Source organism: Streptococcus sp. 3705, assembly GCF_013277145.1.
Lineage (GTDB): Bacteria > Bacillota > Bacilli > Lactobacillales > Streptococcaceae > Streptococcus.
Genome location: NZ_VMMJ01000013.1, coordinates 60,655 through 72,036, shown reverse-complemented (window position 1 = coordinate 72,036; position 11,382 = coordinate 60,655). Strand labels below are relative to the sequence as shown.

Below are 11,382 nucleotides of genomic sequence, written 5' to 3'. Positions count from 1 at the left end.
AAGATGTCCTGGACATTTGACAACAAAAAACCCATCTATTTACAGATTATGGAGAAAATCAAGCTTCAGATTGTTTCCCATACACTGGAACCCAATCAACAACTTCCAACCGTGAGGGAGCTGGCGAGCGAGGCTGGTGTCAATCCCAACACCATCCAAAGAGCCTTGTCAGACCTTGAACGAGAAGGATTTGTCTACAGCAAGCGCACAACTGGACGATTTGTAACTGAGGATAAGGAGCTAATCGCCCAATCGCGCAAACAATTATCAGAAGAAGAATTGGAACACTTCGTTTCCTCCATGACCCATTTTGGCTATGAAAAAGAAGAACTACCAGGCGTAGTCGGCGATTATATTAAAGGAGTTTAAGCCTATGTCATTACTAGCATTTGAAAATGTATCCAAATCTTATGGAGCAACCCCAGCCCTTGAAAATGTTTCCCTTGACATCCCAGCTGGAAAAATTGTTGGTCTCCTTGGTCCAAACGGCTCAGGGAAAACAACCCTGATTAAACTAATCAATGGCCTCTTACAACCAGATCAAGGACGTGTCCTCATCAACGACATGGACCCAAGCCCAGCAACCAAGGCCATCGTAGCTTATTTGCCGGATACAACCTATCTTAATGAACAAATGAAGGTCAAAGAAGCCCTAACCTACTTCAAGACCTTCTATAAAGATTTCAATCTTGAACGCGCCCATCATCTACTTGCAGACCTAGGTATTGATGAAAATAGTCGTCTCAAGAAACTATCAAAAGGAAACAAGGAAAAAGTCCAATTGATTTTGGTTATGAGCCGTGATGCCCGTCTCTACGTTTTAGACGAACCCATTGGTGGGGTGGATCCAGCAGCCCGTGATTATATCCTCAATACCATTATCAACAACTACTCACCAACTTCTACCGTTTTGATTTCTACCCACTTGATTTCAGATATCGAGCCAATCTTGGATGAAATTGTCTTCCTCAAAGACGGAAAAGTCGTTCGTCAAGGCAATGTAGACGATATTCGCTATGAGTCAGGTGAATCCATTGATCAACTCTTCCGTCAGGAATTTAAGGCCTAAACAAAGGAGATTATTTATGTTTTGGAATTTAGTTCGCTATGAATTTAAAAATGTTAACAAGTGGTATTTAGCCCTCTACGCTGCCGTGCTAGTCCTTTCTACCCTTATCGGGATACAAGCACAGACCTATAACAATCTACCTGTCAAAGAAAGTCAACCTACTATGCTACTTTTTCTAGCCCTCGTCTTTGGTGGCTTGATGATTACACTTGGGATTTCAACTCTTTTCTTAATCATTAAACGCTTTAAAGGTAGTGTCTATGACCGACAAGGCTATCTGACTTTGACCTTGCCAGTTTCTGAACACCATATCATCACAACCAAACTAATCGGTGCCTTTATCTGGTCGTTGATTAGCACTGCTGTCCTAGCTCTAAGTGCTGTTATTATTGTGACCATAACGGCTTCAGAATGGATCCCTCTTTCTTATGTGATTACATTTGTAGAAACACATCTCCCTCAGATCTTTCTTACAGGTATATCCTTCCTACTAAATACCATTTCCAGTATACTCTGCATCTACTTGGCTATTTCCATTGGACAGCTTTTCAATGAATACCGTACAGCACTCGCTGTTGCAGCCTACATTGGTATCCAAATCGTCATTGGATTTATTGAACTTTTCTTCAATCTTAGTTCTAATTTCTATGTCAATTCACTTGTAGGACTCAATGACCATTTCTATATGGGAGCAAGTATAAGTATTGTTGAAGAACTCATTTTCATAGCTATCTTTTACCTCGGAACCTACTATATTTTGAGAAATAAGGTTAATTTGCAATAAAAAATGCCCAGCTAAAAAGCTGGGTTTTGATTTAACTCAATATCAAACCGGCTACAATAGGGCTGACAAAGACATAGAGAATACCGGTGACACCGATAGCCAAACCACCCATGGCTCCTGCTACAGAGCCGTATCGGAAGGCTGTGCCTGTTCCGACTGCGTGGCCTGTTCCTCCAAGGGAAAGACCAACAGCTACTGGGTCGTCAATTTTCAACCACTTCAAAAGGGTTGGGCCGATGACACTGGTTAAAATTCCAGTCGCCACTACAACCACCAAGGTCACAGTCGTCAGACCTTGCAATTTTTCTGTGATTCCCACTGCCATAGCAGTTGTTACTGACTTGGGAAAGAGAGAAATGGCTAGGAAAAAGTCCATGCCAAAAATTTTCGCCACAAGTGCTGTGAAAGAGGTATTGACCACTACCGCTAACAGACTACCAAAGAGAATACTGCGAGCATGGTGCTTCATCAGATGAAAACTCTTATAAAGCGGAATCCCCAGAGCCACGGTCGACGGAACAATCAAGTTGTTCAGATAAACCCCACCTTGGTAGTAATCTTGGTAAGAAATACCCGTCACTTTTAGAAAGATGATAATGAAAACAGCTGACAAAAGCAAGGGCGTTGTCAATGGATGGGGAAAACGTCTGTAAATCAGCATTCCCACTAGATAAGCTAGGATTGACAGGGCAAGCCCAAACAGGGGATTGGAAACAAATTCACTCATTTGGCATCTCCTTTCTCATAATCTCCCTCAAACCGTCTCTTGATAAACTGAACCACCAAAGCAATGAGGATAATATTGATAACAGCTGCAAAAAAGACAATCAAAACAATGGGCAAAAGATAGGGAGCAATCACATCAAACTTTTCCATGATTCCCACTGCTGGCGGCAAAAAGAGAATGGTCATATTGGCCAGCAAGAAATTCCCCACCATGTTGACATGTCTGGTTCTCAGCCACTTGAATTGTAGGGCTAGAAAGAGAATAATCAAACCGATAATACTGCCTGGGATAGGCAAATGAAAGAAACTGGAAATCCCCTCTCCGATTAGAGAAATCACAAAGAGAATCATTAATTGAACATATAATTTCATCCTAAACTCCACGAAATAGACTTCTTGCATACCAGTTTACTCTTTTTTCAGAAAATTTCAAGGAAATGCACAAGAGTCATTAAAAATTAGAGAGGAAAGGGGATACAAACAATTCTTGACTTGTGAAAACAGTGTAATTTAGGATAAAATATTCCAGCGTCCTTCTTGCCAGTATCCTTGAAAAGTAGTATAATTATTGCATGCGCAATCATCTTGTGATGCAGAGACTGTCCGTGAATGGACTTTCCTCTATTTACAACTCTAAAAAGAAAGGAGATACTATGACCTATTTGGAAAAATGGTTTGACTTCAATCGGCGTCAGAAAGAAATCGAGACTCGCTTGGAAGAGACCATTGCCCAGCAGAGCGAGCAAAGTCTGACCTTGAAAGAGTTCTACCTACTCTACTATCTGGACTTGGCTGAAGAAAAATCTCTACGCCAGATTGACCTGCCAGATAAGCTTCATCTGAGCCCGAGCGCTGTTTCTCGGATGGTGGCTCGCTTGGAAGCTAAAAATTGCGGTCTGCTCAGTCGTATGTGTTGCCATCAAGATCGACGCTCTAGCTTTATCTGCCTGACAAGTGATGGACAAAAGACACTGGCTTCTCTACAAAAGGCTGTCGAAAAAAGCTTGGAAACTGGTTTGGATTTCTTGATTTAAGATGATTTTGAAAAAAAGTTGCGTGCGCAATCATTTTTCTTGACATTCTCTTTTATAAGGAGTAAAATAAAGTCATCATTAAACAAAGGAGTTTTAAACATGATTGAAATTACCTATCTAGATGCCAGCAAGAACGAAAGAACTGTGACTTTCGAGTCTTATGAAGACTTTGATCGTTCGCAACAAGCTTGCCTTATCGGCGTCGCAGACTACTACCCTGTCCAAAAATTAACCTACAATGGTCATGATTTGGACTACCATGGGACTTATGGAGATGTCTTCTTCTATCTCAAGAAACAAGATTTAAGCCAATATAACTAAAAAAAGGAGAAATACAATGGCAAAAGCAATTACAGATGCAACATTCGAGCAAGAAACAAAAGACGGTTTGGTCTTGGTAGACTTCTGGGCAACTTGGTGTGGTCCATGTCGTATGCAAGGTCCAATCTTGGACAAATTGTCTGAAGAACTTTCAGAAGATGTTTTGAAAATCGTTAAAATGGACGTTGATGAAAATCCAAACACAGCTCGTGCTTTTGGAATCATGTCTATCCCAACTCTTCTCTTCAAAAAAGACGGCCAAGTAGTGAAACAAGTTGCTGGTGTTCACACAGCAGAACAAATCAAGGCCATCGTTGCTGAATTGAGCTAATCAAACGAGAGACCAAGTACTTTCTTTGGTCTCTTTTTTCTTGCCCTTTGCCATTTTTCAAAAAATATGCTAGACTGTAGATAGAATATTACGATGTTTGGGACACGCCATCGCTAAAAAAAACCTTGACTTGGTATTTTTTAGCTCCCTCATGGGAGCTTTTTGCGTGCTCTGAACATTTCCCATTTTGGAAGGAGTACTATGAAACGTCAATCAGCCTTGGTCGTCTTTAGTGGCGGTCAAGATTCTACAACCTGCCTCTTTTGGGCTAAAGAACACTATGAAACAGTCGAAGCCGTTACCTTTGCCTACGGCCAACGTCATCATCTCGAAATTCAAGTTGCTAGAGAAATCGCCAAGGAACAGGGGATTCGTCATCACATCCTAGATATGTCTCTGCTGGGGCAAATCACTGAAAATGCGCTGACCTCTGATATGGAGATTGAGCAAAAAGAGGGAGAAGTTCCCAATACCTTCGTTGACGGTCGAAACCACCTCTTTCTATCCTTTGCGGCAGTCCTTGCCAAGCAACGTGGAATTACAGACATCGTGACAGGTGTCTGCGAGACAGATTTTTCAGGCTACCCTGATTGTCGAGATGTCTTTGTCAAATCCCTCAATGTTACCCTCAACCTTGCCATGGATTACGACTTTGTTATCCAAACACCTCTCATGTGGCTAGACAAGGCTGAAACTTGGGAGTTAGCTGACCAACTCGGTGCCTTTGACTATGTTCGTGAAAAGACTTTGACCTGCTACAAGGGGATTATTGGAAGTGGCTGTGGAGATTGCCCAGCCTGCCACCTACGTCAACATGGCCTAGATGTTTATCTCTCACAGAAAGGAGAGGACTAATGTTTTTTGCACCCAAAGAAATCAAACAGGAAACTGGGGAGTCTCTGGTCTACAATCCTCACAGAACCTTGGTATCAAAAGAGTTTACCTTCGATGCTGCCCACCACCTCTTTCACTATGAGGGAAAATGTAAGTCCCTGCATGGCCACACCTATCATTTGCAGATTGCTGTCAGTGGATTTTTAGATGAACGTGGCATGACCTACGATTTTGGAGATATCAAAGCGATCTACAAGAACTACTTAGAGCCCCACTTGGATCATCGCTATCTCAATGAAACTCTTCCCTATATGAACACAACTGCTGAAAATATGGTTTACTGGATTTTCCAAACCATGAACCAAGAGTTGCCAGACGAGCGCAGTCTCCGTTTGGAATACGTTCGCCTCTATGAGACTCCGACTTCCTTTGCGGAGTTTAGACGGGAGTGGTTAGATGACTAGGGAACGTGTCCTCAAACTACCAGTTTTGGAAATTTTTGGCCCAACCTTTCAAGGCGAAGGCCGTGCTATCGGGCAGAAAACCATGTTTGTCCGCACTGCTGGTTGCGACTACCACTGCGATTGGTGCGATTCTGCCTTTACTTGGGATGGCTCTGAAAAGCCAACTCGCATGACAGCTGACGAGGTCATTGCTGCATTGGATAAATTGGGAAGCTACGACTACGTCACCCTATCTGGGGGAAATCCTGCTATCCTAGCAGCCAACATGGCTGAACTGGTCACCAAGCTCAAGGAACGTGGTGTCACTCTTGCCGTTGAGACCCAAGGCTCTCGCTGGCAAAATTGGTTAAAAGACATCGACCAAGTCACTCTGAGTCCCAAACCTCCTTCATCCAAGATGGAAGTCAACTTTGAGACCTTGGACTTTATCGTTTCCCAACTGGATCCAGATAAGGTTGCCTTTAAAATTCCTGTCTTTGATGATGCAGATTTAGACTTTGCCAAAGGGATTCAAGAACGCTACCAACCAGATGTCCTCTTCTTATCGGCAGGAAATCCTGAGCCCAAGGCTACTGGTAATATTGTCCAAGACCAACTGGACCGCCTCAAAGAACTCTGGGAACGTGTCGCTACCGACGACAGCTGGGGCAATGTCCGCGTCCTTCCTCAACTGCATACCCTCCTCTACGATAATCAACGTGGTGTTTAAATTAGAAAGAAAAAATCATGTCACAACAAGAAGAAATGAAAAATCTAAGCCTACTAGGCAACAAAGAAACCAACTACATTTTCGAGTATCAACCAGAAGTTCTCGAATCCTTTGACAATCGTCATGTGGAGAATGACTATTTTATTAAATTCAACTGTCCTGAATTTACCTCACTTTGCCCTATTACCGCTCAGCCAGACTTTGCAACTATCTATATTTCCTACATCCCTGACAAGCTCTGTGTTGAGTCAAAATCCCTCAAACTCTACCTCTTTAGTTATCGAAATCACGGGGATTTTCACGAAAACTGCATTAACACCATCGGGAAAGACTTGGTCAACTTGCTAGACCCTCGCTATTTAGAAGTCTGGGGAAAATTCACTCCTCGCGGTGGCATCTCAATTGATCCCTACTACAACTACGGTAAGCCAGGAACTAAATATGAAGGCTTGGCAGAACAACGCCTCTTCCAACACGACCTCTACCCAGAGAAGATTGACAACCGTTAAACTCATACTCAATGAAAATCAAAAAGCAAACTAGGAAGCTAGCCGCAGCTTGCTCAAAGCACTGCTTTGAGGTTGTAAATGAATCTGACGTGGTTTGAAGAGATTTTCGAAGATTATCATACGAAAAAGCCCTGTTCCTCAAGATGAGGAGCAAGGCTTTTTGAGTTTCAATTATTCTTCTGTTCCAAGGAAGTTTTTAGCAACAAGGGCTGCAAGAACTCCACCAACGATTGGGGCAAGGATGAAAATCCAAACTTGTTGAAGGGCTGCGCCACCTACCAAGACAGCTGGTGCCAAGCTACGAGCTGGGTTTACTGAAAGTCCAGTAATGTTCAACCCCACAAGAATCATCGCCATCAAGGACAAACCAATTACCAAACCAGCAATCGCACCATTTCCCTTGCTTTCTGAAGTCACGGTCATGATAACCAAGACAAACAAGAAAGTTGCGATGACTTCAAACAAGAAACCACCAAAGACAGTGACACCGTTTGCCAAGGCATTTTCACCAAGACTAGCAGTTGACATACCTGAATTTGCCAAGAGGAAGAAGACAGAAGCAGATGCTAAGAAAGCTCCAACTACTTGTCCAAGGATATAGTTTACAAGCTCTGAAGATGACAAACGTTTGTTAATAAACATAGCAATCGAAACCGCTGGGTTCAAGTGAGCACCTGAAATAGTTCCGATTGAGTAGGCTGCAACCACGATGGCTAAACCAAAGGCAAAGGCGATTCCAAGGTGACCTAGGCCATCAAGACCATTTCCAAAAACAACAGCTCCTGTCCCGACGAACACAAGCATGAAAGTACCGATTAACTCAGCGACAAATTTTTTCATTTTCTTTCTCCTTTTTTCAAAAACTAGATACTAGTCTATCAAAAGTAGGAAAGGGTTTCAAGAAAATTGTTTGGAAATTTTCTTGAAAATCATAGAACTATTCGCTAATTTCTAGTATTGAAAAGACTGGATTGCTTGTTTCAAGTCATCTTGTAAACTATTTCTCTGATCAAGTTGGACATAGACTTCCAACAAACAGGATCTGAAGTTGGAAAATTTATAAAAATCTTCCCTTTCTTCTATCGAAAAATCAACAGTTTTTATCCAAGAGGTTACTTGCTCTTGCTCCAACTTCCCTTGTAAAATAGGTTCATAGATCACTCTCGCTAAACGCCAATCCTCATCATCTGTAAAACGAATCGAAATTCTTTTAAATAGTTGGTTAAGTATGTCAAATACTTCATGAACTCTGTTTTTAGGAAAGTCTGGATGACAAACCACCTCTGTCAGTAAATCGGATCCATGTGCAAAAGCGTGAACCCAACCATACTGACTTGAAAAACCTGTTGTATCCTGTTCTTTTGAAAGATAGTGCAAGCCTTGATTTAAAAGAACATTACGAATTTCTGCTTTTAATCCCTGATAGAAAATTGATTGCGGGTTGGCATCCGCAGACAAGAGATTTGCATAAATAAGTGCCCTAAAAGAACGTTCAAGCGTTGAAGTTCCTGTCTTATCAATCTCTTTGTCTAGTCCTCCATCAGATAAAACCGCCTCAGCAATGAAATGAAATTGTTCCTGTGTAAATAGCTCTTCCTGAATCCCTCTAGCCAAACTAGTAAAAACCAATTCATCACGAATCTCTGGATTGGGATCCCCTAAGTGATCAAGCAACCACTGGAGTTCTTCTTGACGATAGCTCGGTTTTTCTTCTGCTATTTTTCTAAGTAACTCTTGATACATGGTCAATACCTCTACATTTCTAGCAACTTGATATAATCTAGACCCCATTTCTCGACAGCATCTAAAACAACTCTGAATTCCTGCCCCATTTCGGTTAAGCTGTACTCAACTCGTGGTGGAACTTCGGCATAGACCTTTCGTTGAACAATCTTATCCTTTTCTAATTGACGGAGATGACGGGTCAAAATAGTTTGAGTAATCCCAGGCAATAATCTCTGCAATTCTTTAAATCGTTTGGTACCCGTACTCAACTGATAAATGATTACCAGTGCCCATTTCCCCGTTAAAACCCTCTGCGTTGTCGCAAATGGACAAATACCATACTCACTCACTTTATTTGTCATAAAATATCTTCTTTCTATTTTTTAAAAAAAATTTATCTTTTAGTATCAATAAAAGTACTACTTTTGATACTAGCTATCGAAAAAGTGTCTACTTGTTTTTTTGTTTGTAACTGTTACAATTATATCATAAAAAAGAAATGGAGAATAGATATGTCAACAAACTTAGAAATTTTCAATGCTTATAACCAAGCTTTAATTGCTGGTGACTTTCCTGGTGTCTTTGAAACGATGGCAGACGATATTATCTGGCATCAACCTGGTACTCATAGTATATCTGGTACAGTTGTTGGTAAGGACAAGCTAGGAACTCACCTGGCTACATTTGCTGAGAAAACTAATGGAACCTTTAAGGTGATAACAAATTGGGTTTCTGACAATAAGGATTTAATCGCAGCCAATGTTACTTTTCTTGGAACACGTGCTGATGGTACTGAACTCAATATGAACGGGATTGACCTCTTCCGTATTGAAGACGGAAAAATCAAAGAAGTTTGGCTCTTCTCTTCAGATCAAGCTGAAGAAGATAGCTTTTGGGGATAATTTAAGAGGCCAGTACAAAAAATTTTGATTTTAGGTATTCTTTATTCTAAATTTTTAAAATCGATAGATTAGAAAAAAAGCGAACAAGACAGAATTCTGAGTGTCAGATAACTCGTTTTGTTCGCTTTTTATATTTAAGGTTAAACTTTTGTCCCAGACTCTTTTAATTTACTCTCCCAACTGGGCACTGTAGGCGATAATCTGATCAACCGTATCAGACAAGAATTGGATGGTATCACGAAGTGGTTTGTCTGTTGAAATATCCGCACCGATAATCATGGCTGACTCCAGTGGTGTCTTGCTACCACCTGATTTGAGGAGATTGAGCCAGTCTTCAGCTCCAGTTTCTGAGTTTTTAAGATGAAGGTAACCAGCTGTCGAGATGACAAGACCAGCAGAGTAAGTGTAACTATACAAGCCCATGTAGTAGTGAGCTTGGCGCATCCAAGTCAGAGTTGCATCATCATCGATTTCAATGGCATCTCCCCAGAAATCCGTCAAAACTTCCTTCATAATGCTGTTAAGTTTGCTTGCCCCAAAGGTTTCCCCTTCTTCAATCAATGTATAAACCTTACGCTGGAAGGATGCTTCCAAGAGGTGGGTGATGAAATTATGGAAGTAGGTGTCTGTCAAGCGATGAGCCAGAGCGAAGCGTTTTTGACGTGGGTCGTCAGACTGGTGCTCCAAGTAGTCACTGAGGAGCAATTCATTGAAAGTTGACGGCGCTTCAACATAGTAGGTAGACATGTGAGCGTTGAAATAGCTTTGGTGATTGTCTGAAAAGATGAATTGACCAGAATGCCCGATTTCATGAATCAAGGTATAAACATCGCTCAAACGGCCTGTCCAGCTCATGAGTACATAAGGGTGTACGCGATATGGGTCCGCCGCATAACCACCGGAATCCTTGCCACTGTTAGCAGCAAAGTCCACCCAGCGCTCTTCTTGATAGCGAGCAACTTCCTGACAATATTCTTGCCCCAAAGGTTCTACTGACTTCATGACCAAATCATAGGCATCGTCAATAGTCACTTCAGGATTCAGGGCGCTGTCCAAGTCCAATTTCCAGTCTGCAAAGCTCATCTTTTCAAGACCATTGACCTTGGCAACATGCTTGAGGTATCTCTGAGCGACTGGCGCAAATTCCTGCATAATGAGGTCAATCTGGCGGTCAAACATGGCACGATCCACTTCCTGCTCAGCTAGAAGATAATCAAAGACTGAGTCGTAGCCCTTCATATCAGCCAAGATTTTTTCAGACTTGACTTGAGCTAGATAGGCTGTAGCAGCCGTATTTTGGTGCTTACGAAGACCTTCTGAGAAGGAACGGAAAGATTTCTCACGAACCTCAGCATCCTCATGGTTTTGGTAGAAATTCTCATAGGTCACAAAGCTGTTTTTATAAGTCTTACCATGAGCTTCAAAGTCAGCCATTTCAAAATCTCCAGCTCGCATTTTCGTATAGATATCCTGCGGACTGTAGAAAACTTCACCGAGATTGGTCAAGGCTTTCTCCACATCAGCCCCTAGATAGTGGGCTTTTTTGATTTTTGCCTGACGAATAGCTGCCGTCAAATGAGGTAATTCACCCAAACGGTCCAAGACTTCCTCATCAGCTTCCACCAAGGCATCGTCAAAGAAGGTCAAGGCTACACTGGCATCTGTTTCGAATTCCATCCCAGCTTGAGCAATATTGGCAAATTCGTCATTGCTATAGTCTGTCGTCTGCGGCATAAAGCCATAGTTGCCAATATGGCTCATCTGAATGTAGATTTGTTCCAATTCCGCAAAGGCTTTTTCAAAATCCTCAAAAGTATGAAGATTACCCTTGTAATCACGGCTAAATTGGTTGATGTCTTCACGAGCCTTCTCGATTGCACGCAAGAAATCCTCACGGTCTTGGTATAGGGCAGTTAAGTCCCAAAGTTCCTTTTCTGGAAATTCTGAACGGTGTTTTTGTTCCATTTTCTTCCT

17 protein-coding genes are annotated in these 11,382 nt (G+C 41.9%); 11 read left to right on the top strand and 6 right to left on the bottom strand.

Going from position 1 to position 11,382, the window contains the following annotated elements:
- The first annotated feature begins 3 nt into the window (after positions 1 to 3).
- From HT714_RS04245 to HT714_RS04235, 3 genes are read left to right on the top strand one after another with little or no spacing between them, the layout of a single operon-like run.
- A complete protein-coding gene (locus HT714_RS04245) occupies positions 4 to 369 on the top strand; it encodes a GntR family transcriptional regulator (RefSeq protein WP_000119149.1) in 366 nt (121 codons plus the stop codon).
- Positions 370 to 373: 4 nt separating this feature from the next.
- A complete protein-coding gene (locus tag HT714_RS04240) occupies positions 374 to 1,069 on the top strand; it encodes an ABC transporter ATP-binding protein (RefSeq protein WP_004256110.1) in 696 nt (231 codons plus the stop codon).
- Positions 1,070 to 1,085: 16 nt separating this feature from the next.
- Positions 1,086 to 1,853 (top strand): hypothetical protein, encoded by a 768-nt coding sequence (locus HT714_RS04235; protein WP_173251531.1) that lies wholly within the window; start codon positions 1,086 to 1,088, stop codon positions 1,851 to 1,853.
- 31 nt (positions 1,854 to 1,884) lie between these two features.
- On the opposite strand, the gene HT714_RS04230 is transcribed toward HT714_RS04235, so the two are convergent.
- Positions 1,885 to 2,580 carry an LrgB family protein gene (locus HT714_RS04230; protein WP_173225627.1) on the bottom strand — a complete coding sequence of 232 codons (696 nt, stop codon included), beginning with the start codon at positions 2,578 to 2,580 and terminating at the stop codon, positions 1,885 to 1,887.
- Positions 2,577 to 2,951: a CidA/LrgA family protein gene (locus tag HT714_RS04225; protein WP_000781325.1), complete on the bottom strand. Its 375-nt coding sequence runs from the start codon at positions 2,949 to 2,951 to the stop codon at positions 2,577 to 2,579. Before HT714_RS04225 ends, HT714_RS04230 begins: the two co-directional genes overlap by 4 nt.
- 281 nt (positions 2,952 to 3,232) lie before the next feature.
- Between HT714_RS04225 and HT714_RS04220 the strand changes: the two genes are divergently transcribed.
- The 7 genes from HT714_RS04220 to queF all read left to right on the top strand — a co-directional run bounded on the left by HT714_RS04220 (position 3,233) and on the right by queF (position 6,781).
- Entirely contained in the window at positions 3,233 to 3,613 is a 381-nt protein-coding gene (locus HT714_RS04220; protein ID WP_173225624.1) for a MarR family transcriptional regulator, read from the top strand.
- Positions 3,614 to 3,712: 99 nt separating this feature from the next.
- On the top strand, positions 3,713 to 3,934 hold the full coding sequence (locus HT714_RS04215; protein WP_138702992.1) for a DUF4649 family protein: 222 nt from the start codon (positions 3,713 to 3,715) through the stop codon (positions 3,932 to 3,934).
- Positions 3,935 to 3,950: 16 nt separating this feature from the next.
- Positions 3,951 to 4,265 carry a thioredoxin gene (gene trxA, locus HT714_RS04210; RefSeq protein WP_001029581.1) on the top strand — a complete coding sequence of 105 codons (315 nt, stop codon included), beginning with the start codon at positions 3,951 to 3,953 and terminating at the stop codon, positions 4,263 to 4,265.
- Between the two features lie 201 nt (positions 4,266 to 4,466).
- On the top strand, positions 4,467 to 5,120 hold the full coding sequence (gene queC, locus HT714_RS04205) for a 7-cyano-7-deazaguanine synthase QueC (protein WP_173225621.1): 654 nt from the start codon (positions 4,467 to 4,469) through the stop codon (positions 5,118 to 5,120).
- The gene (gene queD, locus HT714_RS04200) at positions 5,120 to 5,563 is read left to right on the top strand and encodes a 6-carboxytetrahydropterin synthase QueD (protein ID WP_173225618.1); all 444 of its coding nucleotides are present in this window, start codon (positions 5,120 to 5,122) and stop codon (positions 5,561 to 5,563) included. Before queC ends, queD begins: the two co-directional genes overlap by 1 nt.
- Positions 5,556 to 6,272: a 7-carboxy-7-deazaguanine synthase QueE gene (queE, locus tag HT714_RS04195; RefSeq protein WP_173225615.1), complete on the top strand. Its 717-nt coding sequence runs from the start codon at positions 5,556 to 5,558 to the stop codon at positions 6,270 to 6,272. Before queD ends, queE begins: the two co-directional genes overlap by 8 nt.
- Before the next feature lie 17 nt (positions 6,273 to 6,289).
- Positions 6,290 to 6,781: a preQ(1) synthase gene (gene queF, locus HT714_RS04190; protein ID WP_000082587.1), complete on the top strand. Its 492-nt coding sequence runs from the start codon at positions 6,290 to 6,292 to the stop codon at positions 6,779 to 6,781.
- 171 nt (positions 6,782 to 6,952) lie between these two features.
- On the opposite strand, the gene HT714_RS04185 is transcribed toward queF, so the two are convergent.
- The 3 genes from HT714_RS04185 to HT714_RS04175 all read right to left on the bottom strand — a co-directional run bounded on the left by HT714_RS04185 (position 6,953) and on the right by HT714_RS04175 (position 8,868).
- Positions 6,953 to 7,621 carry an MIP/aquaporin family protein gene (locus HT714_RS04185; protein WP_173225613.1) on the bottom strand — a complete coding sequence of 223 codons (669 nt, stop codon included), beginning with the start codon at positions 7,619 to 7,621 and terminating at the stop codon, positions 6,953 to 6,955.
- A gap of 111 nt (positions 7,622 to 7,732) precedes the next feature.
- Positions 7,733 to 8,524, bottom strand: a complete 792-nt coding sequence (locus tag HT714_RS04180; RefSeq protein WP_173251551.1) for a DUF2785 domain-containing protein — start codon at positions 8,522 to 8,524, stop codon at positions 7,733 to 7,735.
- Positions 8,525 to 8,535: 11 nt separating this feature from the next.
- The gene (locus HT714_RS04175) at positions 8,536 to 8,868 is read right to left on the bottom strand and encodes a helix-turn-helix domain-containing protein (protein WP_000182730.1); all 333 of its coding nucleotides are present in this window, start codon (positions 8,866 to 8,868) and stop codon (positions 8,536 to 8,538) included.
- 150 nt (positions 8,869 to 9,018) lie between these two features.
- On the opposite strand from HT714_RS04175, the gene HT714_RS04170 reads away from it, so the two are divergent.
- A complete protein-coding gene (locus HT714_RS04170) occupies positions 9,019 to 9,408 on the top strand; it encodes a nuclear transport factor 2 family protein (RefSeq protein WP_000106197.1) in 390 nt (129 codons plus the stop codon).
- Positions 9,409 to 9,576: 168 nt separating this feature from the next.
- Here the strand turns inward: HT714_RS04170 and pepF are convergent, their stop codons facing one another.
- Positions 9,577 to 11,373 (bottom strand): oligoendopeptidase F, encoded by a 1,797-nt coding sequence (gene pepF / locus HT714_RS04165; RefSeq protein WP_173251529.1) that lies wholly within the window; start codon positions 11,371 to 11,373, stop codon positions 9,577 to 9,579.
- Positions 11,374 to 11,382 lie beyond the last annotated feature (9 nt).

Excerpts from the sequence above, each read along its gene's own strand:
- HT714_RS04245 (WP_000119149.1), top strand. The coding sequence starts at position 4 with ATGTCCTGGACATTTGACAACAAAAAACCCATCTATTTACAGATTATG.
- HT714_RS04240 (WP_004256110.1), top strand. The coding sequence starts at position 374 with ATGTCATTACTAGCATTTGAAAATGTATCCAAATCTTATGGAGCAACC.
- HT714_RS04235 (WP_173251531.1), top strand. The coding sequence starts at position 1,086 with ATGTTTTGGAATTTAGTTCGCTATGAATTTAAAAATGTTAACAAGTGG.
- HT714_RS04230 (WP_173225627.1), bottom strand. The coding sequence starts at position 2,580 with ATGAGTGAATTTGTTTCCAATCCCCTGTTTGGGCTTGCCCTGTCAATC.
- HT714_RS04225 (WP_000781325.1), bottom strand. The coding sequence starts at position 2,951 with ATGAAATTATATGTTCAATTAATGATTCTCTTTGTGATTTCTCTAATC.
- HT714_RS04220 (WP_173225624.1), top strand. The coding sequence starts at position 3,233 with ATGACCTATTTGGAAAAATGGTTTGACTTCAATCGGCGTCAGAAAGAA.
- HT714_RS04215 (WP_138702992.1), top strand. The coding sequence starts at position 3,713 with ATGATTGAAATTACCTATCTAGATGCCAGCAAGAACGAAAGAACTGTG.
- trxA (WP_001029581.1), top strand. The coding sequence starts at position 3,951 with ATGGCAAAAGCAATTACAGATGCAACATTCGAGCAAGAAACAAAAGAC.
- queC (WP_173225621.1), top strand. The coding sequence starts at position 4,467 with ATGAAACGTCAATCAGCCTTGGTCGTCTTTAGTGGCGGTCAAGATTCT.
- queD (WP_173225618.1), top strand. The coding sequence starts at position 5,120 with ATGTTTTTTGCACCCAAAGAAATCAAACAGGAAACTGGGGAGTCTCTG.
- queE (WP_173225615.1), top strand. The coding sequence starts at position 5,556 with ATGACTAGGGAACGTGTCCTCAAACTACCAGTTTTGGAAATTTTTGGC.
- queF (WP_000082587.1), top strand. The coding sequence starts at position 6,290 with ATGTCACAACAAGAAGAAATGAAAAATCTAAGCCTACTAGGCAACAAA.
- HT714_RS04185 (WP_173225613.1), bottom strand. The coding sequence starts at position 7,621 with ATGAAAAAATTTGTCGCTGAGTTAATCGGTACTTTCATGCTTGTGTTC.
- HT714_RS04180 (WP_173251551.1), bottom strand. The coding sequence starts at position 8,524 with ATGTATCAAGAGTTACTTAGAAAAATAGCAGAAGAAAAACCGAGCTAT.
- HT714_RS04175 (WP_000182730.1), bottom strand. The coding sequence starts at position 8,868 with ATGACAAATAAAGTGAGTGAGTATGGTATTTGTCCATTTGCGACAACG.
- HT714_RS04170 (WP_000106197.1), top strand. The coding sequence starts at position 9,019 with ATGTCAACAAACTTAGAAATTTTCAATGCTTATAACCAAGCTTTAATT.
- pepF (WP_173251529.1), bottom strand. The coding sequence starts at position 11,373 with ATGGAACAAAAACACCGTTCAGAATTTCCAGAAAAGGAACTTTGGGAC.